Origin of the sequence: Pedobacter superstes (genome assembly GCF_037622515.1) — a bacterium.
Lineage (GTDB): Bacteria > Bacteroidota > Bacteroidia > Sphingobacteriales > Sphingobacteriaceae > Paradesertivirga > Paradesertivirga superstes.
Map to the genome: position 1 here is coordinate 307,436 of NZ_JBBJCN010000001.1, position 24,744 is coordinate 332,179.

Here is a 24,744-nt window from a genome sequence, read left to right on the forward strand (position 1 = left end):
TCAATTTTGTTGTTTGTAAGTTTTATTTGGAGAATCCGTAAGTGATTCGATAAAGGAGATAAGATCTTTGATTTCTCTTTCGGATAAGTTTAATTGTGTCGCAGAAAGTGTTTGCTCAGGAACATCTAATCCTAGGCCTTTACCTCCTCCCAGATTATAAAATTCTACTACTTTGTTTAATGAGGATATTGAGCCATTGTGCATATAAGGGGCGGTCCTGGCTGCGTTTCTAACCGTCGGAGTTTTGAAAGCTCTATCGTAATAGCGGATGCGAAAGACATTATATCTCCCGAGGTCGTTATCTAAAACAGCTAATTTAAAGTTCTCTGTTTCTGCCGTCCCCAGAACTTCCACTTCAGAAAGATCATATAATGGTGGTAATAAAGAATTAAAATAGGGCGGAAAATGACAGGTTCCGCATTGCGCCTTTCCCATAAAAAGGTTAAATCCTTTAATTTGATTTGTGTCCATGGCATTAACGTCCCCGCTTATATACTTGTCGAAAGCAGAATTCATTGGATTTAACTCATTTACAAAAGCTGCGATTGCTGATGTAACTTCGGTCATTCCCATGCTCTCTGGTTTTTTATCAGGAAAAGAAGCAGAGCCAAGTTGCTGATAGGTTTTTTTTGAAAAGATATTCCTATAAAGATTTTCCGGCGAACCCTTCATTTCAAGAGGATTCATAATAACGGTATGAATTTGACTTGCTAAATCTTTTGCGCTGCCTTCCCAAAACTGCGCGTGTTGTCTTCCTGCATAAAGAAGTGTCGGCGTATTGCGCTTCAGAGTTGAATCAGGAATCAGAGAGGGACTTCGTGGCAACAAATCGGCAAAGTACTTGTCGGGCTGATGACAACTGGCACAACTAACTGCTAAATTTCCTGAAAGGGATTTATCAAAAAATAGTTTTTCTCCAAGTGTTACGAGTGCTATATGAGCTGAGCTATCAGATCCATTATTTATAAAGGATTTTATCGCATTGGGGCTGTAAATATGATCGGAATTATAATTTAAAAATGCTGTAGTATTCAACTCAAGATTTTGCTCTTTTACAAACGCAGCGAAATGCTTTTGAAGCGGCAATGCGAACCTCGTCAGGTATTCCATTCTGTTGAATGAATCAAAGTCAGGATGGGCTTTCAGATATTTCAATGAGCCGGTCAGCAAGCCATTAACTCGCTTACTTTCTTCAGAAGATGAAGCTAAGTACGGCTTTAAAACCTCTTTCAATGCTTCTGTAGATTCGGCTACCTCTACTATTCCCGACCTGAGCAAGGGGGCATCATAACCAGAAATTGATAAAACAGACATTCTAATCAGTTGAAGCCTTATGCTCTCAAGGATCTGCATATCATTTGCTTCAAACCCGTAAAGTAAGGTTGGAAGTACCTTTGCAGAAGATATTAATACCTCCGAGTGAGCAAGTAATGCAGCTTTATTCGCGAGCACATTGGGCTCAAACAGCAGTGTCTCAATTTGCTGTAATCCCATGGGTTCAACTAACTCGAGTGTTGGCTCCTCTACTTCAAACTTTGGGGCAGCATTATAAAAACGGGTTTCGCTGGGAAAGAAATAGGAAGTAAAAAATTCTATGCGCTTATATTTTAGCCTGCATGTTATTAAAGCTTGTCTGGCTTTTAAAATGCTGGCGCTGTCTGCATCAATTTGCTGTATAGCTGTATTCAGATTTTCGAGAGCATTCACAAATAAAGATGCTTCCTTTGTGTAGAACCCCAAGGTTGCGTCAACCCCGATAGCGCTTTTTTTGTGATGGCTAAATCTGAATGATAGCAATACAAAGCCCAACACTACAGAAAGAATAAAAATCTTAGTTCGCATGTGATATTATCAATACTTAGGTATTGTGTTATGATGCAATCTTTTTACAGTATAAATAAGAGCCCGGCAATGAACGATAATTTTTCCATTTGAATTTTATCGGGGAGAGAAGCTTAAAAAACAGCAATAGCCCATTATTGGCTATTGCTGTTATTAAGAATTAATAAGTTTTACAGATTTAAAGCCATACCTAAGAAGAAACTTCTTCCTGTTAGATCGTGACGATCGTAACGATTGGTTGCACCCTGGTAGCCTTGTTCAGGCGCGTTTGATAAGTTTCTTACTTGCGCAGAAATACTAAGCTTCTTATTTGGGAACATATATTTTCCTGACACATCATAAGTTGTTCTGGCCGCTTCGTATCTGTCAAAATCTTTCACGGAGAAACCTGCCTCTACAGCTCTTATAACATTAGCGGCTTCGGGGTTTGCGGTTTGAATTAAAAAGTCACTTCTATGGCTGGTAGCAAAACGTAGCTCAACACCCTTCTTCTGATAGTATAAAGATCCGTTATAAACGCTATTAGCCTGTCTGAAAAGGGGCAGTTTTTCATTCGGACGATTCTCAATCTCGACTTTAGAATCAATTATCGCAAAATTTGCGGACAGCCCCAAACCATTTAACATTCCCGGCAAAAACGTAAGTGCCTGATCGTAAGTAAATTCCATACCATAAAGGTCTGCGGGTCCGGCGTTCAAAGTTTGTGAAAACGTCAACCTATTGAAATCAGTTCCTTCATAATTAAAGTTTTGACCATCTGCTGCTAAGCCTCTAACAATTGACTTCCGATAAATCTGATTTAATATACGTTTATAGAAACCACCAATTGCTATAATACCACCGTTCGGAATATAATATTCCAGGGCAAGGTCAAGGTTTGACGAAGCGTATGGTTTCAAACCTGGATTTGCCAGAGAAACCGAACCAGTATATGTTGGCAGTGTACTACCTGCTTGTGGAGGTCCTTCAGAATAATTTAGATTAGTAGCACCAGATAAATCAGAATAATTTGGTCTTCCGATCGTATTTGTCCACGAAGCTCTGGTGATTACATTCTTAGTAGCGTTATATTTTAATTGAACTGAAGGTAAAAAGTTGGTATAATTATTTTTTGCTACTGTAGTACTTAGATTAGCACTTCCTTTAAATGTAGACACACTAGCATTTTCAGACCTGGTACCAGTATTTTCAACTCTTACGCCAGTAATAATAGAAAGCTTTTTAAAATCAAGCACTCCCATCACATATCCTGCGGTTACTGTTTCATTATTTGTAAAATCATTCAGCCCCAATTGTTGATCAGTTACCAGTTTATCAAAAACCAGCTTTGATGTGTTGTTTATGTTAGTGGGATCATCAACGAAAGCTTTAAATTTATTTACGTTACCATGAACAAATGGAGTTGCTCCGCCCTGTGCAGGCACAGAAACAGGAAAATGGAAAGGCGTAAGTGAATAGCCATTCGCGTGTGGTACGGTTACGCCACCGTAGCTTAGATCATAAGAATCTCTGCTGCGGTCAGATACCTTTGCGCGGTCTCTGTATCTGCCACCAAATTTAATAAATGCATGTGCCTTACCTAAATTAGTGTCGTATTTAAAATCGGAACTCACTTCGTAAATATTCTCATTCAAGAGCCCATCAGTAAAATTCAGGGCTCTCAATTTATAAATCTCCGGATCGCTGGCTACAGAAGTATTATCTGGGTTGATCTCGAAGAAAAATGGCGCTGTGTTATACGTTGATGATAAAGACGGCTCGGTTGCTGTTGGATTTTCAAATGTAGCATCGAAATTATCTAAGAATGTTTTTGCTTTAGAAAATGTTCCGTATACATTTAGGTCCCACTTTCCAAAATGGTTTTTAGTACCCAGGGAGTAGCTGTACAGATTCTCAATTTCGTCTGTAAACGCCTGATCTAACTCGCCGGAACCTCTGGCAAATCTACCTGACGTCGCAGTTTGATCTGTAGGTACGACGGCTGAACTTGTTTGCAGCGTCATCTCAAATTCAGAGTTTAGTGCAACTTCTTTAGTTCTGGTGTAAAGTGTTTTAAGATATATTGAGCTGTTTTTGCTAGGTCTGTACTCAAAATCTGCCGAAAGGCCCAAACGGTCTCTTTCAATATCTTCTATTTGAAGTTCAATCTCATTTGGATAGAAATAGTTGCTGAATTCCCAGCCATCCGGATCCAAAATTGATGCGCTGAAATCCCTTCTGAAGAAGTTGGCCGACCCAACTACTCCAAACTTTTCAGATTTACCGAATTTCTTACCGGCTGTAACAGCACCTCTAAAAGGAGCTCTTGTATTATCAAAGCCACTTAAATCTACCTGCTGGGTTTGAATCAGACCATCTACCGCAATGTTTACAAAGGGCTTGGACTTATCAAAAGCCGAGAGGGTGTTGACATTAATGGTTCCTCCAATGGCATTACCTTCCATGTCCGGAGTAGTTGTTTTTACTACTTCGATGCTTGAAATAATTTCCGTTGGTAGAAGATCCAGACCTGTGGCCCGGCTATCTCTGGTAGATGCTAAAGTGGTATTATTTAAAGTAACATTGTTTAAGGAAGGTTGGATACCCCTGATGGATACGAACTGTCCTTCTCCGCGATCGGTTTCGATGGATACGCCTGATACCCGTTGAGTAGCTTCGGCTACATTTATATCTGGCAATCTGCCAGCTTCATTAGCCGTAATAACTTCGGAAACATTTAGTGCCTGCTTTTTTTGATTGATACTCGTTATCTGACTTCTTCTTAATCCGGTAATAGTAACCTGTCCAAGACTTGTTGCACTTGATTCGAGAGTAATATTTAAGTCCCGACTTGATTCGGAATTAATGTCTACAGATTTTGTTTTGTACCCAAGGTAAGAAACTATTAAAGTTTGATTGCCGACAGGCAGTTTAGAAAATCTAAACACACCTTCCATATTGGTTACTGCTCTCAATGGTGTTCCTTTTAAAGCCAGACTAACACCGATAAGACCCTCGCCAGTTTGCTTATCAGTTACTTTACCCAAAATGGCTGCTACCGCATCATTTGATTGTCCATCACTAATCTTTTGTGCAGGATTAGTCTGTGAATTAATTTGTGCACTGACACTGGCAGAAAGAAACAAGGCCAACAGTAGTAATGATTTTTTAACTACGTTTAATAACCCGTCTAAACGATTGTAAACTTTTCCCATGATTCTAATTTTTCTTTTCGATTTAATTGTACTTGAGTGTTTTGCTCGTTATTTTTTTTGTTGTGACAAAGGTTACATGGAAAAATGAAAGAGAAAATTTTTGACAGTGGCAAATCATCTACAGGGTATTGAAATGCGTATACAAGGCGTCTACAAGAGCTAAATAAATACTTCAATCAACTAGTAGCCAATTGGTTACGAATACTTTCACAGCCATTAAGTTTATATTACCAATTCATTAAAGAATCGATTAATTCTTTACTATTTCAATAAAGCACATTGCCAATAAGTATAAAGTTTGAAAATGCCTGATATTAGCCTTACAGCTGATGGATTGATGACTTGAGTAATACAATCCTGAAGGGAGTACTGCAAATTCAACTAAATCGGATTGCAACAACTGATTAAAAAAATAATAGCTACCGTTGAAGATCTTAAATTGAAAAACAGGGCTTTGCGACGTTAGATCCCCTGAATGAAATTGTGGAGGCTGCCTTCTTCCGGTAGTTGCAGCTTTTTTCTAATTCGATATCGGGTGGTGCGCAAGCTATCAGGTGAAACTCCAAGCATAGTCGCGATGTCGGATGAACTCAGGTTCATTTTTACTAAAGCCAAAAATCGAAGGTCGGTAGCTGTTAATGAAGATGAATGCTGATTTAATTTTTCAAAAAAGTTTCGATGAACATTTTCGAAGACAGTTCGAAAATCCTCCCAGTTTTTATCCTGATTGCTGTTTAAGTTAATCAGGTTTATAAGTTGTTTTAATTCTTTTCTTTGATCCCGCTTATCGTCTTTAATTATCCTGGCGATCTGGTTTTTCAATTCGTCAAGGAACTGGTTCTTTTGAATAATATGCAAGGTATGACTGGTTAACTCCCGGCTTTTTAATTCTAACTCGTCTTTCAGGCTCTCTTCCAGCAAATGTTTGTTGTTGAGTTCAAGCTGCATGGACTTTTGATCAGATTGATGGAGCCTTCTCTCGTTTTGCATTTTTAACCGCTGTCTGCTTATAATGCTAAAGCCTAAAAATCCTACAAGCAATCCGATAATTGTCATCGATATTGAAAGAATTCTATTCCGGTTCCGCTCATTTTCTAATACAGATATCTCGTTATCTTTTTGCTGAATATCAAAGAGGGTTTGCAATAGATAGAGTTGCTCATTGTTTTCCTGATTGAATGTTCGGGCGTAGGAATAACGTGCCTTTTCACTATAATAATATGCACTATCGTAGTTGCCTAAGGCTGCGAAAGTTTTTGCTAAATCACGATGAGCGCTGCTTAACTGACGCACATCATTTATTACAAGTGCCCGTTGTTCCGCTTTTTTGCTATAAGTTAAAGCTTCTTCGTAATTGCCCTTTTTCCTGTAGACATCACCAATATTATTTAGTAAACCTGGTGTTATAACTGTATTATTTTTAATGTGGAGACTTTGGGCAGACAAGAAGTTTTTTAGTGCATTGTCGAAATCTTTAAGGTCCTCATAAATACTGCCCATTCTTTCATAAACCCTTATTGTCTCCGAACCCTTCTTCATCTTTTTTAATTCATTTAAGGCGAGGTTTAGAAAATAAGAGGAACTATCATCAAGATGCTTTCTTTGATAAACAGTCCCAATGGAAGAATAAGCATCAGCAATGCCGTTTGTATGTTTTAGTTTTTTAAAAATGCCAAGAGCTTGTTTCAAGTTCGCCAAAGAGTGAGAATATCGCTGACTTTGAAAGTGAATGATACCTATTCTATTTTGAGTTTCGGCTAAATTTAACAGGTCGTTTTCTTCCTTAAACAAATTGTACGCCCTCAAATAATATTCTAAAGCTTGTACAATGGCGCCCTCCTTATACAGTATTTCCGCCATGTGCTTATAATAAACACCGACTTGCTTAACATCCTTCCTCGCTAAGGCAACATCCAGCATTCTTTTAATTTTAATAAATACAGAGTCCGGCTTGGATTTAACCCTATTGTCAGAATTATCATCCGTTTGCCTCGAGGATACCTGTTGAGGCAATAAGAAAAATGTAATAATGAGAATTCTTAGGAAAGATTGTAAACTAACGGTCAAACCCGACAAAATCTCAATCATTGATGCACAATCATATGAGATAAAGATACTGGTTGAATATTAAGTGAAATTTAACAAACCGTGTTTTTTACATGAATAAACATATCAGAATAAAGAGCAACCCACCTGTTTTTATCCGTCAATAAGAATTTTTTACACGGGGTTAGAGGTTCTTCACCAAACTATTGTCGCATCGTTAACAAATCAAGAGGGGTGAGAGATACAGAGTTTTCCCTCTTGAAATTATCTAACATCTATGCATAATATTTATTCCCCTTACTTTTCCTCTCAATCCCTTAATCCCAAGTGTTCACGGACCATCAGATTTTCCTGCTTTTTGTCCTAAAATGAAAAAGCACAGTCTTCGTATGTGAAAACTGCGCTTTTTGTAACCCTTAAGGGGAAGAATTTTGATTAAATCTTATCGGGCTGATATAGCTTTACTGTTCCATCGCCTTCGCTGGAAACCACCAGAATACTTCTGCCGTTAGGACTGTCCTGAGGTTTAATATATAACAGCCCCTCTGGTGCATCACCGGTGGAGAACAATTGTAAGAATACCGGGTTCGAAGGAACGCTCACATCATAAACAGCTATCATATCTGCCCGCTCCATGCCGATAAAAGCTATCATCTGACCATTCACTTTAGATACAGTAACCGCTTCAACTTCGACTCCCTTATTATCCGAACGGGTATCATCATATTTATTCGCGGCAATTACACGCTGTTCAAGGTCCTTCCCTATCTCGGCAACTAATTGGCCGTTACTCGCATTCAAAATAGTAATGCTTCTTCCACCTGTGGTGTACAAATCGTCGTAATCGCCATCTCCATCAGTATCGCCATTATACTTTGAAACCACAAGACGACCTAAATTGGCATCTAATTTTAGCACGGCCGCAGTTGGAAAACGCAGCGGATCTAATGTCAATGCCGACACTTTAACTTCTTCATTAAAAGCAGCACCATAATCACGTGTATTGCCTTCATTTGCTAAAGCAAGGTATGAGTTATCATTCACAGTAAACATTGATATAGCATCAGGCAGGTAAAAAGCTTTTATAGGCCAGGTACTGAGTTCTATTTTGCTATCCTTGTCGCTTACGTCGAATGCATTCGCCGCCAGGCTTATATCTTTTACCCCCAAAGGTAAAACTCTGATAAATAGCACCTGAACTCAGGTCAATTTCAGCAATTGCATTATTTTCCTGCAAGGTCACCCATGCCCTTTTTGAATTGGCAGAAATCGCTACATATTCAGGCTCAACATCTTTCGCCATGGTGGCATTTAACCCATAAACTCTGAATCCTCCGGCTTTTAACATCGTAAGAGAAGATTCAAAAGCTGAAAAGTCCAGGGTTTTTACTGAGTAATTGTTTTTAATATCTATAATTGAAACTGAACCAACAGGATCAACAGAATAATCAGCATTAGGCTCACCTTCATTTGCTGTTACAATGTACTTGCCATCCGGACTGAATGTTACCATATCGGGCAAGGCACCCACAGTAATACGTTTAGTTTCGGAAAGAGTAGTGGTATTAATAATCGCAACGCTTCCGTTATCTGTTTTAACAGTGGCTTCCAATGCTACTGCCAGTAAGCCATTTGACACTGCAACACTATTTGCTACACCACTGGTAGAAGAGAAATCAAGAGTTTGAATTTTGGAGATAACTGGTAATTGACTTATATCTATCACATCTACCTTTGAACTTACTGCGTTATTTACAACAAACAGCCTTTTTGTCAAAGGATCATATGCTGAAATTTCTGCTGCACCAGTAGTTCCAAGAGTGATGGTCGAAACTTCTTTAAAGGTCGCCGGATTCTCCGGAATGATCAATTCTTCAATAGGTCCATCCTTCTCTTTTTTACAAGCCGGCAGAACCGTTATGATATAAATAATAAACAGTAATGATTTAAAAGATTTCATACATTTTTATTTCGAAGGTAATTGCGATATCATGTATAATCTTCATTTAGAAAAATGTTAACACAACAATAATGGTGGATTTACAATACCTCATGTATTGTTATATTAGTATTAAGAGTTCTATCGCTGAGCTTTGATTTTCCTTTTCCTCTCCTTACTCCAAAGACAAGGCACTAAGTCTGCCAGACTTTACACGTCCTTAATAAACCTTTTCAATTATCTTTTAATGTTAATATTGCCTTAGTACCTGATTAATACAGCCAAAATACCTTTGCCCGAATTAAAACTATACAATTCAGCAAAGAATGATTAGAAGAGATTTCTTAAAAAACGTAGGGATACTGGGAGCAGCTATCGCGGCACCTGTTAGTATAACAAAAGCATCTGAACTTGAGTCAACCGTAAAAAATCTTTCAACAACTGTTCTAAAAGGACGTATTAGTTCTTCCGGAAAAGGTATTCCAGGAGTTGCAGTGACAGACGGAATTAATAGTGTAAGAACCTCGGCAAATGGGAATTATGAATTATTGAGCAACAAAACCACTCAATTTGTTTATATCTCTCTGCCCTCGGGATATGAATTTCCTCATAAAAACAGCATTACACAGTTTTTCAAAACCATTGATCATTCAAAAAACAGTTTCAGTGCGGATTTTGAATTAAAAAAACTTAACGTTAATGATGATAAGCATGTTTTTGTAGTTTGGGCCGACACCCAGATACAGAATAAAAAGGATGCTGATTTATTACTCACTCAATCTGCTCCCGACCTTAAAGCTTTGGTTGATTCTTACGGAAACGATATGCCGATGCATGGCATAGGTTGCGGTGATCTGGTATGGGATAGGTTCAATTTGTTTCCCGATTACGAAAAAGCCATCAGCATTAGCGGCATTCCGTTCTTTAATGTAATTGGTAATCACGACATGGACCTTGAGGCCCGTTCAGACGAGAAATCTGCTGAAACTTTTAAACAACATTTCGGACCTACCTATTATTCATACAACCGTGGTAAAATTCATTACGTCGTGTTAGATGATGTGTTTGCCATGGGAGTTGAAAAACGTTACATGGGATATATCACCGAGAATCAGTTGCAGTGGCTGGAACAGGATATTAAACAATTGCCGGCTGGTTCTACAGTAGTAGTAAGTTTGCATATACCAAGCAATACGGGACAACGTGCACGTAACAAAGAAACAGAACCTGAACTTGGAGGAGTGGTAATTAACCGTCAGCGCTTATACGATATATTAAAACCTTTTACGGTTCATTTTATGTCTGGCCATACTCATTTTAATGAAGTTTGGGTAGATGGTAATATGACTGAACATAACCATGGTACAGTTTGCGGAGCATGGTGGACCGGTCCGATTTGTAGCGACGGAACCCCTGGCGGTTATGGCGTGTATGAGGTAGATGGTGATAAACTCAGCTGGTATTATAAATCGACAGGTAAACCTAAAACCCATCAATTAAGAATATACCCTGTGGGCAGACACAAAGACTTCCCTGAAGAGGTTTGTGTAAATATTTGGAACTACGATAAGAACTGGAAAATTGAATGGTTTGCTGATGAGAAATTAATGGGCACACCACATCAACGAACTGCTTTAGACCCCTGGGCATTCGAGCTGTTTGCCGGTGTCGAAAAGCCAAAGCCCCGCGGCTTTGTGGAACCCACCCTTACGGATCATCTTTTCTTTATTAAACCAGAATCTGCAGTGAAATCACTAAAGGTTACTGCTACTGATCCTTTCGGAAATGTTTATACAGAAAGGCTGGCCCTCAACTCATAAGATGGTCTGTCGAAAGATGCCGCTACGAAGTCCAAGGGCAAATCTCGAACCGTTATTAGTTCAGGCTACAGCTGGCGTTCTAGTTACAGATTCGTATTTGCTTTGAGGCTGGCGGATTACGATTGACCGCCCGCCCCTCTGATAATTCTCTGACGACAAAAGTTTTTTATACCCATTAGCTTAACATTGAACTAATGTTAACACTTTAATTTCGCCGCATGACTGAAAAGGATCTTATCAGATTGACTGACAAAGAGTTATTACAATTAATCAAAAAAAATGATTCGTTGGCACTCAATGCTTTATTCAAAAAGTACTATAGTAGTTTATGCAAGTTTGTAAGTATTTATATTAAAGACGAGGCCTTAACGGAGGAGCTTATTGCTGATTTATTTATTAAAATCTGGGATAACAGAGAAAACTACAATATTTCTGATATAAAAAATTACCTGTTCGTTTCCGCAAGGAACATGGCAATTAACTGCCTGAAAAAGAAAATATTACCGATTAGCTATGTAGAATCCATAGAGGATTACCACGAAGTACTGTATCATGAGGAATCTCCATTCCAAATCATGAAGAATCGTGAGTCATATGATGCAATTCTAAAAATTATTGACACTCTTCCCGCAAGGCAGAGAGAAATTTTTTTAATGAGCCTTATAGACGGTTTCGAAAAATCAAAAATAGCCCTCATTCTGGGGATTTCTATACGAACAGTTGAAACTACGCTGTATACTGCCTTAAAAGAACTTCGTTATCTTATTTCCAATTCAGGGAAATCTCTTACTTAGTTTCTGATCTGTTCGATCATTATCTTTTTAAATCAGGTTGGTGCATTACATCTTTTTTCCTGCAAAAAGGTAAAAAGATTTTCAGTACAATTCTGACACAATGTATGAATGCCCCCCTTCCCCACTCTCATCTGAATGAGAATCAGGGTGATCAGCATCCTGACCCTCCACACCATTCTTTCCAGCTGACTTTCCCTAATAATTTCTTAACAGAAGCTTAACTGAGCTCACTACGTATTCGCCCTTTAATAAACTGTCTTTACCAGTGAAGGACGTACTTAATGGAAGAAGAACACTACCAAAAGCTTATAATTGATTATTTTGAAAAAAGGATCAGTGATGAGGGCTTTTCCGAGCTCACAGAATGGATAGAATGCAGCTCAGAAAACCTGGATCATTTCAGGGAACATCTACAGATACTAGAATCATCAAAATATTATTTTAAGGAGCCGGTTTTACAACAAAAGGTTTGGGATAGGATAAGCCGGCACGTACTGACGGAAGAAAGCAATACAAACTCTCCCGTTTCATTTAAGCCTTCATATTCATGGCTGGCTTATGCTGCTATTATCTTGCTGACATCTGTTACTTCTCTCCTTTTCTACAGGAATTCATTTAAAGTAAAAGAATCGCGTCCGGTTTATACAGAGTTTAACAATCAAAACGGAAAACGGTCGCGTATTACCCTCCCGGATAGTTCGATTGTCTATCTAAATGGGGCTAGCAAATTGCGCTATCCTAAAGCTTTTAGCGGAGATACACGTGAGGTTTTTTTGGAAGGGGAAGCTTTTTTTGAAGTTGTTCACGATAAAGAAAGGCCCTTTATTGTGCAGAGCGGGAAAGTAAATACCACGGTATTGGGAACCAGCTTCAATGTAACAGCTTTCAAGGGAGATAACAGGGTTGCTGTAACTGTACAATCGGGTAAAGTTGGGGTAAGTATAAAACGTGAAGGAAATAGAAAATTTTTGCAATATCTCTTTCCGGATCAGCAGCTCGATATCAATACAATAACAGGCGATTTCTCCTTTAATACCCTGGATGCAGCAAATATTACTTCATGGAAAGATGACAGGATCGTTTTTAACAACAATTCATTAGAGGAAATCGGCCGCACTTTGGAGCGATGGTACGATGTAAAGGTGGTTCTATCGAATCCGGAAAATTCATCATCCAGATTTACAGCAAAATTTGATTACCTGCCGCTTAACCAGCTTATGGAGATATTCGCGCAACTATCAGGCTGTACTTACACCATACAACAGAATCAATTAATCATTAACAATAAAAACTGCAAATAGGAGGAATATGTATTAGGTTTCAATTAAAAAAACCGCGGCTGCTGGAACGGCCACGGCTCTTTCAAAAAAGTTTTTCACCCATCGTTAAATAAGTATAAAACAAAGTAAATATATGAAAAGTCAGAACGTGCGTCAAAAATATCATGAGGCAAACTTCTTCATTGCTACTTAAAAGAACAACAAAAATGAAAATACACGTTCGACGGAAAAAATGTATCCAAACGAATTTTTTAAAAGTGCTGATATTGACGGCATTAGTAATCCTGCAGCCCTCCTTTATTTTTTCAAGTGTTCGGGCCCAGTCTGTTATTAATCAAAAAATCAATTGGGGCGCCAGCAACGTCTCTCTGAAAAATGCCTTTGAAGAAATTGAAAAATTAAGCGGTACTTCTATTAATTATAACAATGCTCAGCTTAACGATCAGGCGATTATTAAGGTTCCAAAAGCAGAGCGGACGGTTTCAGAAACCCTTAATATTTTGTTAAAGGGAAGGAAATTAACCTTTAAGCTGGCAGGAGAAAAGAACATTTTAATAATTGCAAATGCGAGCGGAACATTGTCGGGAAAAGTTACCGATGAAATGGGAGATCCCCTGCCCGGAGCCTCCGTTAAAATAGTTGAATTAAACAGGAGTGTAATCACAAAGGCTGATGGATCTTATTCCTTAATTGTTGAGCCTGGTATTTACACTGTAGAAGTAAACTATATATCTTTCCATACAGAAAGGTTTCAGCGCGTTGAGGTTAACGAAACTAAAAGTACTATTTTAAATATCAGATTAAGACCTGATGCCCTCGCATTACAAGAGGTTATTATTACTACTGCTTTAGGATTAAAACGCGAGCAAAAATCGCTCGGTTTCGCCACATCTACAATTGATAGCACGGCGCTTACAAATGCGGTTTCCAGTAACTGGACCGACGCGCTATCCGGGAAAGTTGCCGGTTTAAACCTTGTTCGTAATAGCGGTCCGGGCGGTTCAAACAAGATCATCCTTCGTGGTGAGAATAACCTTACCGGTGATAACGAGGCGCTGATCGTTATTGATGGTGTGGTTGCCAGCGCCAGCAGTGCCCGAAGAGGATCTCCATCAGGAGGTGTCTATGGTGTATCAGGCGACAATATGCCGGTGGATTATGGAAGCGCCATCAACGACATAAATCCCGAAGATATAGAGAGTGTAACCGTACTGAAAGGACCAGGGGCATCTGCACTTTACGGACAACGCGGTGCCAATGGTGCGATATTGATCACAACCAAATCAGGAAATAATAAACGGAAAACGTTAGGCGTCAATTTTACTCATAACACAACGTTTGAAGACATTAACCGGAAACCTGAGTTGCAGAGGGAATATGGACAGGGCCTTGGGGGCGCCGCTTATTTTTCGAGGGGTGCATCAGCCGATGGACCTAATACCAATTCGACAAGTTCTGCCTGGGGTCCGAAATTCGACGGACAGTCTTATTTTCAGTATGATCCGGCAACTCAGGCTACCGGCTTAACCCGTACACCCTGGGTTGCTAAAGCTAACCCGATAAATGCTTTTTTTAAAACAGGGTACGAAACCAGTAACTCAGCTAGCCTTGATGGCAACGTAAAAAACACGAATCTTCGCCTGGCTATAAACCACAATATAAACGAGTGGATTGCGCCAAATACCGGCTACGATCGTACTTCCGTTGCTTTATCGGCTAATTCAAAGATCACAAAAAAGCTGACGCTTACTGCTAAAGCTACTTACAATAACAAAAACAGTGACAACCTGCCCACCACGGGTTTTGGTAACCAGGCTTATATGTACTGGGTATATTTTTCACAACCTAACGTAGATCCAAATTATTACAAAGATTATTGGGTCCACGGGTCGGAGTATACCAAGTTTATTAATATCACTACCACTACACTCGAGTCGCCGTATGCAATATCTTACGAGTATCTGAACACACAGCGTCGTAACGGAGTTCTGGGTAATATCCAGCTTTCGTATCAGCTTGCAAAAGGACTGATGTCACAAGTGCGCACCTCGCTCGATTTAAACAAAAATGCAACCGAGCAGCTGCGGCCTTATGATGCCGCCGGAGCAAAATTCGCACAAGGTTCATACCGTATTCAGGATGCTACAACCTACGAGCAAAATACTGATGTTCTGCTAAAGTACGACAGGGAGATCAACAAGGATATTAACCTGACTGTAACCGGAGGAGGCAGTATTCTAAAGAACGAATACAGGAAAGGTGAGAGCCGGGCAGATGGTTTGAAAGAGCCGAACATTTACGATCTCTCTAATAACATAAATCCAATCATTTCAGTGCCTGATACTGCAAGATACCGGTTTAATAGCGTATATGGGTTGATTTCGGCCTCGTATAAAGACTACCTCTTTGTGGATGTTACCGGCCGTCAGGACTGGAGCAGCGTTTTGGCTTCGCCTTTACGGACAGCGGATGTCGGGTTCTTTTACCCATCGGTTAACATGGCCTTTATACCGTCAGATTTTTGGGACCTCCCAAAAACCTTCAATTTTGTTAAGTTAAGGGCATCCTATTCACAGGTAGGTAGCGGCAGTACGGTGCCTTACCGTACTGCGTATAACTATTTACCGGCTAACAACGGATTGTATCCTAATGGCTCTACAACCAATCCCACACTCCTTCCGGCATTAAACCTGAAACCGCTCATGACCACTACCTATGAGGTAGGAACAGACGTTCGGATGTTTAAGAACCGGTTGAATGTTGACGTTGCTTTATACACGGGAAACACAAAGAACCAGATCCTTAGCCGTGTAGTTGACCGGTCGTCGGGTTATGCGAGTGCCGTAATCAATGCCGGCCGAATCAATAATAAAGGTATCGAAATCGGCATAAACGGAACTCCACTCCAAGTGAAGGGCAAAAACGCTTTCAAGTGGACCGCCACAGCTACATTCTCTGCTAACCGAAATGAGATTAAGGAGTTGCTGGACAGCTCGGTAGTTCTTCGTAATAGCCCGATCGGTAACGCCCAGGTTGTTGCAAACATTGGAGGCAGTATTGGAGATATGTACGGGCTTGGATTCGTTCGTTCGCCCGACGGGCAGATGGTTTATAAAGATGGAATGCCACTGATCGCTCCGGATCCGGTTTATCTTGGTAACTCCCTCCCGAAATTTAAAACCAGCCTTGGAAGTACATTCAGCTACAAAAGTGTGAGTTTAAGTGCGTTATTCGACGCTCAGTTCGGTGCGGTTGGCAATGCATTTTCACTAGCCCGTATAGCTGAAAACGGAAAGTCAGCTCTTACTCTTCCCGGACGATACAATGGTATTATTGGAAATGGAGTTATGCTGGATTCCGAAGGAACTTACCGTCCGAACGATGTGATTGCAACAAATATTCCAGCATATTATAAAACCGTTTATTACGATAATGCAGAAGGTACTATGTACAGCACCGACTTTGTTAAGTTCCGTGAAGCGAACCTGAACTATTCGTTACCAACGCGTTTTGTTGAGAGAATGGGACTGAAAAAAGTTACTATCGGTGGCTTTGGACGTAACCTATACATTTGGTCGCCATGGCCTGTTTTCGATCCTGAGTTTGGTTCATTATCTGGTAACGATATCGTAACAGGTTTTGAGGTCGGACAACTTCCATCAACACGCACTTACGGATTTCGTCTAGTTGTGGGTCTTTAACAGATAAAAAAATGAAACCTGCATGAGCTTCCTTTTACAAACTAAGATAAATAAGCTCATGCAAGCCCTTTCGAACGAAGCCGGGCGGACTTCATTGCCATTAAAACAAATTATATTCTAATGAAACCATCATGAGTTTGCTCTCACAAACGCAATGAATAAAACTCATGATGGCTTCATCTCAGTTAAAAACAATTAGATTCTAATGAAAAATATTAAGATAAAATTAACCTGTATTGCTTTAATTGTCAGCAGCATTATGCCTTCGTGTGAAGACTTCACGGAAGTTAACACCGACCCGATCGGTAACAAAACTACCTCGCCCGCCCAGCTTTTGGCTCCCTCACTGGTGAATTTGCTTTCAGTGAATATGCTGCGGGGGCGCACATTCAACAATGAGCTTATGCAGGTATCGGTATCCCTCAGCGATGCTGAGGGAACAGTAAACCGGTATGATTTTCGCCGTAACTGGGCCGATTATACCTGGAACGGTTTGTTCACCGAGCTAACTAACGTCAGGGATATCTATACGCTGGCCAGTCAGCCAGAGTACCAGAATAGTTCGCTCATGGGTATTTCAAGAATTCTCGAAGCTTATGCGTTCTCCATTTTAACAGATACCTATGGCGATATTCCTTACACTGAGGCTAACAAAGGTAAAGAAGGAATTGTAGAGCCTAAATTCGACAGGCAAAAAGATATTTATCTCGACTTGTTCAAAAAACTGGAAGAGGCAAATACCCTGTTAACAGCCGGAACCCCCATTAGTGAGAGCAGCGACCCGGTTTTCAATGGCGACATTGCGAAATGGCGCAAACTCGGCAACTCGTTGTATCTGCGCTTATTACTTCGTATTTCAGGTAAGGCTGAAGTTTCAGAAACGGTTGTCGACAAATTTAAAGAGATTGTTACCAATCCGGCCAAGTACCCGATCATGAACTCCAATAGCGACAGTGCGAAACTCCTTTGGACCACTTCCGTCACTAGTACCGCCTTGTACTCGTCGCCTTATACAAGTATTCGCGGACTTGATTTCAGGAGCGCCATATCAAAGTTCTTTATTGACAACTTACGTGATTGGGGGCACCCTGTTTTAAATAGCGCGGCGTATGGAAAAAACGGTGTTAACCGCTGGGGTATAAGTACGGTAGGAGGAAACCTGATTGGTGTGCCAAGCGGATTTAGTCCTGGCAGTGTAAGCGCTGGTCTGTCTTCGTTTTATTCTTACGACAATGTTCCGGGCACCGGTACAGCAAACGCTGGGCATAGCCTCCAGGTTGACCCATACACCGGCATTATCATGAACGTAGCTGAAGTTGATTTTATCCTTGCCGAGGGTGTTTTAAAGGGATGGATAAGCGGTTCGGTGGCAACATACTATAATAAAGGGGTTTTAGACATGATCCAGTATTGGATCCCGGCCTATCCAGCCGGTAATTTATCCGGCTATATGACTAATGCAGACATTCTGTGGGAGGATGCTCAGCCATTGGAAAATAAAATGGAGGCGCTTCACCTGCAAAAGTATTATGCCTTGTTCCTGGTAGATTCAGAACAATGGGCCGAGTATCGTCGTACCGGTCATCCGGCTCTCCCAATCAACGTGGCAGGGACCACCTTTGAAAACGGTGGCATTATGCCAGCACGCTTATACTACCCTGTTATTGTTCAAACGGCCAACCGCGATAACTATAATGCGACTATAGCTATACAAGGGCCAGATCAGATCAATACGCGAATTTGGTGGCAGAAACCGTAGTAAACTGATAAACTTATAAATCACGAAACCTGCATCCCGTCCGAACGAAGCCGGGCGAACTTCATTACGATAAAAAACAACCTGCGAAGCAAGCATGAGTCGCCATTAAAAAAATAAATAGTAACGAATAATTATATACAATGAAAAAGATATTAATTAATTATTTTCTTCTCATCTCCTTCGCTGTAGCCTGGTTGGGATGTGATGATAAAAATACATACGAGGGCGGCATGGCCAGCCCTTATATTTTTACTTTCGATCTGCGTAAGATCTATAAGGACGCTGACGTAGTGCTTACTACCGAGAATATGGCAGGCGCAAATTCGGTAGAAGGAGTTGTTGTTTCCGATCACACCTCTAAAAATATGCTTGCAGGTTACCTGATAGTTCAAAATTCCCGCAAGGCATCTTCAGGAGACTCGATCAGAGGCATTGCAATCGCTGTTGGTTCTGCTGCAGCAAATTATAAATCGGGCGATCTGGTACGCGTGAAACTTGAAGGAAAAACACTGGCCCTGCGTAACGGAATGCTCCAGGTGCTGGATGTTCCGGAATCAGACATCATAAAAGTGTCGTCAGGAAATACGATCCAGACAACTATGGCGACCACAGCCGCAATTCTGACTGACCCGAAACGCTACGAAAATACACAGGTTACCGTAGCAAAAGCTACCTTTAATCCGCCGTTAGGCCCTGCCGGAACCTACTCAGGAGATAAACTGATAAACGATGCGTTCGGCGATCTCATCCTCAGGACAGATGCTGGTGCAACTTTTGCGAATGATAAGCCAAACGTTTACGCCAACTACACCGGTGTAATAGTATTGACGGCCGATGATTACGGCAAACTTACTCCACACTTAAGGATGCGCAATACGGCAGACGCAAAGGTACTTACACCACCAGAACAGCCACCATTCGTTATCACAGGTATTTGTGCTGACCCTAAAGGTTCGGATGCTAATTATGAATATATACAGTTCAGAGCCTTGCGGGATGTTAATTTCGCAACCGAAAGTTACTCTGTGGTAACTACTAACAATGCGGGAACTCCAGGGACTCCGCCTTACGGATGGGGTACAGGCGGTGCAAGAACCTACAAGATAAATATGACTTCCGGTACAGTAGTTAAAGGCGACTATTTTTACGTCGGAGGTACCCTTAAACGGATCAACGGCCCCGGTTCTACAGATATATCGACGTCTAAGTGGATCCGGTCATATGACTACAATAGCCTTGCCAGTGATCTTCTGAACGGTTCTAGCCCGGCAGGTGGTACCAAAACCGGTAATTTGCTTGCCAATAGCGGCAACGCCTCTGGTGTAGCGGTGTTTAAAGGCATCGTGGTGGATATAAACTCCGTGCCCATAGATGTGATCTTTATTGGAACAGGTGGTACTATCTATAGTGCGGGTCCGCCCGCAGGTGGCTATCGTATTACAACCACCGATCTTTACGACAGGTTTGATCCGAGTACAGGAGCTCCCCAGGAATTTTATCGTGCGGGAACCAATCTTACCGGTTTTCCTTATCTAACACCCGGAGATGCGGGATTTTTTCAGGCCTTTGGCGGTGCTTACGATACCGGCCTTGGGAAATGGACTAAAGTCAGATCACAAAAAGGTATCCTGATGACACCTGCCTCAACAGTAGCTGAGATAGAAAACGTAGCTGATATAACTACCGAAATTAAGTAGCCTTAATCAGACCTCATCATCTAAACGGAAGCTCAATTGAGCTTCCGTTTTTCAATACCTCTTTATTGCCGATCCGAAGGCAACGAGGCGCTTTTTTATCAGTCATTGAAATCGAAACAAGGTGGTCGCAACTAACTTATTCGGCGAAAAGTACGGGCGCACCATCGATGAGTAACAAAAGTAACCGAATTACTGTGCTATGAAAAAAACACTATATATTGTTTTGGCAGTCCTTCTCTCAACAGGAGGCTGTAAGACCCGACAGCCTTTGCAGATTCAGCCGCTTCCGTCTTTTGATCGTGAGGCGCATCGTGGTGGGCGTGGATTGAATCCCGAAAACACGATTCCTGCCATGTTGAAAGCCATTGACCTGGGCGTTACTACCTTAGAGATGGATGCACATATAACAAGTGATAGAAAGGTTGTTTTAATGCACGATGACCAGATTAACCCTCTTTTCACCCTAAATAATGGTAAGGAGCTGACTAAAGAAGAGGCCAAAAAGTCGGTAATTTATCAAATGAATTATACAGACCTGGATAGATTTGATGTTGGTTCTAAATATTATTCTGCATTTCCTCAGCAAGTAAAACAGCAAGCTCAAATTCCCTTATTAGAAGATTTAATTGTTTCGGTACAGAATTATTTAAAAGCTACGGGTAAACCACAGGTATTTTATAATATCGAAACCAAATCAAGTATAAAGGGAGACAATATTTTTCATCCCGAACCGGAAATATTTGTGAAATTATTAATGAATGTAATCGAAAAAAAGAAAAATATTAGCCCATGGGTAATTGTTCAATCTTTCGACCCAAGAACTTTAGAGGTTCTCCATACTCAATATCCCGAAATAAAAACGGCTTTCCTGGTATCAAACAATTCTTTGGAAGAAAACTTAAAACTATTGAGTTTTTTGCCAACCATTTATAGCCCCAATCTGAAACTGGTAACGGCCGAGCTGATCAAAGACTGTCACTATAAGGGGATGAAAATAATCCCCTGGACGGTTAACGAGAAAAATGAGATTACACGATTGAAGTTATTGGGTGTGGATGGAATTATTACGGATTATCCCAACCTTTTTTAATGACATCTCTAAAAGTTAATTTTTGGAACGCGGATTTATGGCAAATTCTATTTTGTGATGTTTGCAAATCCATTTTTTACCCCTATTTATAATCCGCGTTCATTGTTTTTTTGATGAGTCTGGCGGTTTTTTATCAGGGGCCGCAGAGTTCTTCCTGAAAAACCTCTGTCATTCAGGTAAGATAACATTAATAAAATAACAAGCCGACTAACAAAAGCCTTATCACGTTCAAGAAGTCCCTATCTGAATTTCTGAATCCTGTTCCTCGCTGGCGGCTTTCTCCCTGGCATCTTGCTCAGCTAAGTCAACGTGGTCTGATTTTATATCTTTGGAATTAGCTTTAACAGCCTTTTTTCCTTTTCTCTGGCTCTGCAAAAGGCTTGAGTCAAAAACTTTCGGGGTGACATCAGCAGAAGAGGCCTCTCCATCCCATCTTACATCGCCCTGAGCAGTTGATAGGGCATTTTCTGCTGTGGTCTTCAGCTCATTTATTTTTACTTTTTCTGCAAGCTGTTTTGCAATTTTCCGGGAAGCTTTTGCTATATGAAGTTTTGCTTTCCCGGGGTCGTAACCTAAGCTAACTACAAGTCCTTTTAAGCCTTCCGACAGATTCTCTTCAATAGATGCGCGAATAGCTTTCCTGGCTTTTGCCGCGGTTTTTAAATTTCCTTTTTTCATTTGAATATATTGTTTTTTTAGGCTATGAATTCCGCCCGGCTTCGTTCGGACCGGCTATCATTAACCTGCCCAAAAAACAGGCGGCCATATTTTCCCTGTTTTTATTGAATTAATCGTACCGAAGAGAACGCTTCGCTAAGTCCATTGCTTTTGGTGAGAGATATGAATAATAGCTTCATATCTTCCGGTAAATAAAACACACTTTTTAAGAGGGATGTTTTAGTGATTTTAATCAGACTTTATTATTGAGATAATTAGTGAAAAATTCTTCCTGTTCCACAGGAAGCTCATGCGGAAGCTGCTGAACTGTATTTTGGATAATCGCCATACAAGATGCTCTTAAATCATCATCAGGATTACCATACTCAAGAGTCAAATATGCCGACCAAAGTTTCATGAAATATCTGCCTTCTGTCAGATATTGAACGATCGGCTCGTATAAACCAGCAGAAAAATAAGTTTTTGCTAATCCGACCAGGGTCTGGTAACCCTCTTTTTCTGTCGACTGCGGGTCTGCCGGTAATATTCCAAGGAAGTAATTCTCTTTACAGGTGTAAAAAAAAGAGGTATTTTTCGTGATTTGAACCGGCATACCGAGAGATTTAGAATTCTAAATTACTAAATCAAATGTTAATTTAATATTAAATTTAATGCTCATTTTCAGCATATTAGATAAATAACATCATATTATTTTAACATTAGCTTAACTACTGGTGATGTACTTTAGTATATGTCTAAACGAGATGTTGACCTGGTAATCATATCTGATGTTCATCTGGGAACTTATGGCTGCCACGCCAAAGAATTACTTTCTTATCTGAAGAGTATAAATCCAAAAGCAATCGTATTAAACGGTGATATAATAGATATCTGGCAGTTCAGCAAATCCTACTGGCCCGAAAGCCATATGAAAGTAGTCAGGCGAATAATGAAGTTTGTTACCGAGGATATACCCGTTTATTACCTTACCGGAAACCATGATGAAATGCTCAGAAAGTTTGCGGATCTGGAAGTTGGAAGCTTTAAATTGGTAAACAAGCTGGTTTTAAATTTAGATGGAGAAAAAGCATGGCTGTTTCATGGAGACGTTTTCGATGTAACTATGCAAAATTCTAAATGGCTGGCAAAACTCGGAGCCATTGGATATGACAGCCTGATTTTGATTAACAGTTTTGTTAATCGGTGCCTGTCTTTATTAGGGCGCGAAAAAATGAGTTTTTCAAAACGGATAAAGGCCCATTTTAAAGACGCAGTAAAATTCATCAATGATTTCGAAAACATAGCTGCTGAACTTGCTATAGAGAAAGGATACAGCTTTGTAATATGCGGACATATTCATCAGCCCGAGATACGCCGGATCGAAACAGAAAAGGGTTCGGTATTGTATCTCAATTCGGGCGATTGGGTAGAGAACCTGACATCACTTGAATACCACAACGGCGAATGGACGATATACAGGCATGAACCAAAATTTGATGCCATAGAAGCAGATCTTTCGGATATTAGCGACACCCAGGACCTGAATGATATGCTAAATATTAAAATCCTGCTGGAAAGCATTAAGAGTAACGACTGATACTAAAATAAAATAGCATGCTTTGCTACAATGCTATCGATAATCTCCTGGGTTTGGTTGGGATAATTCACCGGAATCACCCTGCCCCTATCAAGCCACTCTCTAATCTCCGCTTCATTTTTCGGTTTAAGGTTCTTAACTACCGAGACATCCATAGATTTTAAGGCGGCAGCATTTAAATGCTGCTCATACTGATTCTTCATAGGTATAACGAGAAGCTTCTTTCCTAAAAACAAAGCCTCGGCAGGAGTCTCAAAACCGGCGCCGCACAGAACTCCGCTTGATGAAGCCATGCTGGCTGTAAAGCCTTTATTATCAATCGGAAAGATGGTTATATTTTTCGACTCGTACTTCTTTTTGTTGTGTTTAGAAAAAATCTGCCAGGTGATTTCTTTATATTCCGACAGTTGTTTAATTAGTCTTTTATCATCATACGATGGCAGATAAACTGTATAGTGACCCTCGTCTGATACAATATGTTCCCTAACCTGCTGGCGGATAACCGGTGTGAATACATTATCGCCATCTGCAGAAAAATGAAACCCATATTTATGATTCACGGGGGCATAGTGGTCAAGAATGAATCTGCCCATTCGATCCACGCTCTCGGGTAAAGCATAACCTTCGGTCAAAACCGCTGCCTGATGACTTAAGCCCACGCAGGCTTTCCTTTTGAAGTAACATGCCCAGGCAGACACAGGCTCAAAATCATTTAAGATCAGGTTGTATCCCTCCAGAGGCAGGTCATTCAGGTTTTTAAAAAATCTCCTGAGATTCGTCCGGGCAAAGGTCTTCCAGAGATTAACACCTCCGGTTTTACCGAAAATAAAACTCAGTCCTCTGTATTGATAAGTGATGGGAAACGGCAGATTGAGATCTCCCTGAATACCGCTTACCAATATATCGACTTCTCCATGTTTTTGGAGACAAGGAATGATATCCATGGCGCGGCTTAGATGGCCATTACCTGTTCCCTGAATTGCGTAGAGGATCTTCATTATATATAATTTAGCGTCTGATCAGCTTGTAAGCGCTTGTTATTTTGTGTTATTAAAAGATAGCTATCATGAAGATGTATTTAAGTTTGAGTGGGATATGTTCATGATGGTTCCGTAAATTAAATAATTCCCCCGGGCTTCTCAGCTACCGGGGAAATTGAATTGTCAAACACTGTTCCTAAAGGTGCACATTCCACATAAACAGATTGTTTCTCCAATATTACCTTTAAGTAAATTAATTTTATCAGAACTGAAACAAAATAATATAGCTGTGAGACAATTATCATACAACATATCCAAACTCTTTTCGTAAATTTAATATTATCATCA

The 24,744-nt window shown here is 40.3% G+C and carries 16 protein-coding genes; 8 read left to right on the forward strand and 8 right to left on the reverse strand.

What is annotated here, in order from left to right; all coding sequences use genetic code 11:
- The 5 genes from WG906_RS01445 to WG906_RS01465 all read right to left on the reverse strand — a co-directional run bounded on the left by WG906_RS01445 (position 1) and on the right by WG906_RS01465 (position 9,042).
- Positions 1-1,842, reverse strand: a complete 1,842-nt coding sequence (locus WG906_RS01445) for a cytochrome-c peroxidase (RefSeq protein ID WP_339990734.1) — start codon at positions 1,840-1,842, stop codon at positions 1-3.
- Between the two features lie 170 nt (positions 1,843-2,012).
- A complete protein-coding gene (locus WG906_RS01450) occupies positions 2,013-5,036 on the reverse strand; it encodes a TonB-dependent receptor (protein WP_339990735.1) in 3,024 nt (1,007 codons plus the stop codon).
- 462 nt (positions 5,037-5,498) lie between these two features.
- The gene (locus WG906_RS01455; RefSeq protein ID WP_339990736.1) at positions 5,499-7,124 is read right to left on the reverse strand and encodes a tetratricopeptide repeat protein; all 1,626 of its coding nucleotides are present in this window, start codon (positions 7,122-7,124) and stop codon (positions 5,499-5,501) included.
- 393 nt (positions 7,125-7,517) lie between these two features.
- A complete protein-coding gene (locus tag WG906_RS01460) occupies positions 7,518-8,252 on the reverse strand; it encodes a choice-of-anchor I domain-containing protein (protein ID WP_339990737.1) in 735 nt (244 codons plus the stop codon).
- Entirely contained in the window at positions 8,194-9,042 is an 849-nt protein-coding gene (locus WG906_RS01465; protein ID WP_339990738.1) for a choice-of-anchor I domain-containing protein, read from the reverse strand. The genes WG906_RS01460 and WG906_RS01465 overlap by 59 nt, the downstream gene beginning before the upstream one ends.
- 305 nt (positions 9,043-9,347) lie before the next feature.
- Here WG906_RS01465 and WG906_RS01470 point away from each other — a divergent pair, with 305 nt between their 5' ends.
- From WG906_RS01470 to WG906_RS01500, 7 genes are all read left to right on the forward strand, one after another.
- Entirely contained in the window at positions 9,348-10,841 is a 1,494-nt protein-coding gene (locus WG906_RS01470) for a calcineurin-like phosphoesterase C-terminal domain-containing protein (RefSeq protein ID WP_339990739.1), read from the forward strand.
- Positions 10,842-11,059: 218 nt separating this feature from the next.
- Positions 11,060-11,635, forward strand: coding sequence for an RNA polymerase sigma factor (locus tag WG906_RS01475; protein WP_339990740.1), 576 nt, complete (start codon positions 11,060-11,062; stop codon positions 11,633-11,635).
- Positions 11,636-11,916: 281 nt separating this feature from the next.
- The gene (locus tag WG906_RS01480; RefSeq protein WP_339990741.1) at positions 11,917-12,936 is read left to right on the forward strand and encodes a FecR family protein; all 1,020 of its coding nucleotides are present in this window, start codon (positions 11,917-11,919) and stop codon (positions 12,934-12,936) included.
- 236 nt (positions 12,937-13,172) lie between these two features.
- The gene (locus WG906_RS01485) at positions 13,173-16,616 is read left to right on the forward strand and encodes a SusC/RagA family TonB-linked outer membrane protein (protein WP_431844457.1); all 3,444 of its coding nucleotides are present in this window, start codon (positions 13,173-13,175) and stop codon (positions 16,614-16,616) included.
- 205 nt (positions 16,617-16,821) lie between these two features.
- Complete coding sequence (locus tag WG906_RS01490; RefSeq protein WP_339990743.1) at positions 16,822-18,375, forward strand: SusD/RagB family nutrient-binding outer membrane lipoprotein; 1,554 nt, start codon at positions 16,822-16,824, stop codon at positions 18,373-18,375.
- A gap of 140 nt (positions 18,376-18,515) precedes the next feature.
- Positions 18,516-20,072, forward strand: a complete 1,557-nt coding sequence (locus WG906_RS01495) for a DUF5689 domain-containing protein (protein WP_339990744.1) — start codon at positions 18,516-18,518, stop codon at positions 20,070-20,072.
- 199 nt (positions 20,073-20,271) lie between these two features.
- Positions 20,272-21,162 (forward strand): glycerophosphodiester phosphodiesterase family protein, encoded by an 891-nt coding sequence (locus WG906_RS01500; RefSeq protein WP_339990745.1) that lies wholly within the window; start codon positions 20,272-20,274, stop codon positions 21,160-21,162.
- A gap of 228 nt (positions 21,163-21,390) precedes the next feature.
- On the opposite strand, the gene WG906_RS01505 is transcribed toward WG906_RS01500, so the two are convergent.
- The gene (locus WG906_RS01505) at positions 21,391-21,840 is read right to left on the reverse strand and encodes a hypothetical protein (protein ID WP_339990746.1); all 450 of its coding nucleotides are present in this window, start codon (positions 21,838-21,840) and stop codon (positions 21,391-21,393) included.
- A gap of 232 nt (positions 21,841-22,072) precedes the next feature.
- Positions 22,073-22,432 (reverse strand): hypothetical protein, encoded by a 360-nt coding sequence (locus WG906_RS01510; protein WP_339990747.1) that lies wholly within the window; start codon positions 22,430-22,432, stop codon positions 22,073-22,075.
- Positions 22,433-22,570: 138 nt separating this feature from the next.
- Here WG906_RS01510 and WG906_RS01515 point away from each other — a divergent pair, with 138 nt between their 5' ends.
- On the forward strand, positions 22,571-23,416 hold the full coding sequence (locus WG906_RS01515; protein ID WP_339990748.1) for a UDP-2,3-diacylglucosamine diphosphatase: 846 nt from the start codon (positions 22,571-22,573) through the stop codon (positions 23,414-23,416).
- A gap of 2 nt (positions 23,417-23,418) precedes the next feature.
- On the opposite strand, the gene WG906_RS01520 is transcribed toward WG906_RS01515, so the two are convergent.
- Complete coding sequence (locus tag WG906_RS01520) at positions 23,419-24,414, reverse strand: glycosyltransferase family protein (protein WP_339990749.1); 996 nt, start codon at positions 24,412-24,414, stop codon at positions 23,419-23,421.
- Positions 24,415-24,744 lie beyond the last annotated feature (330 nt).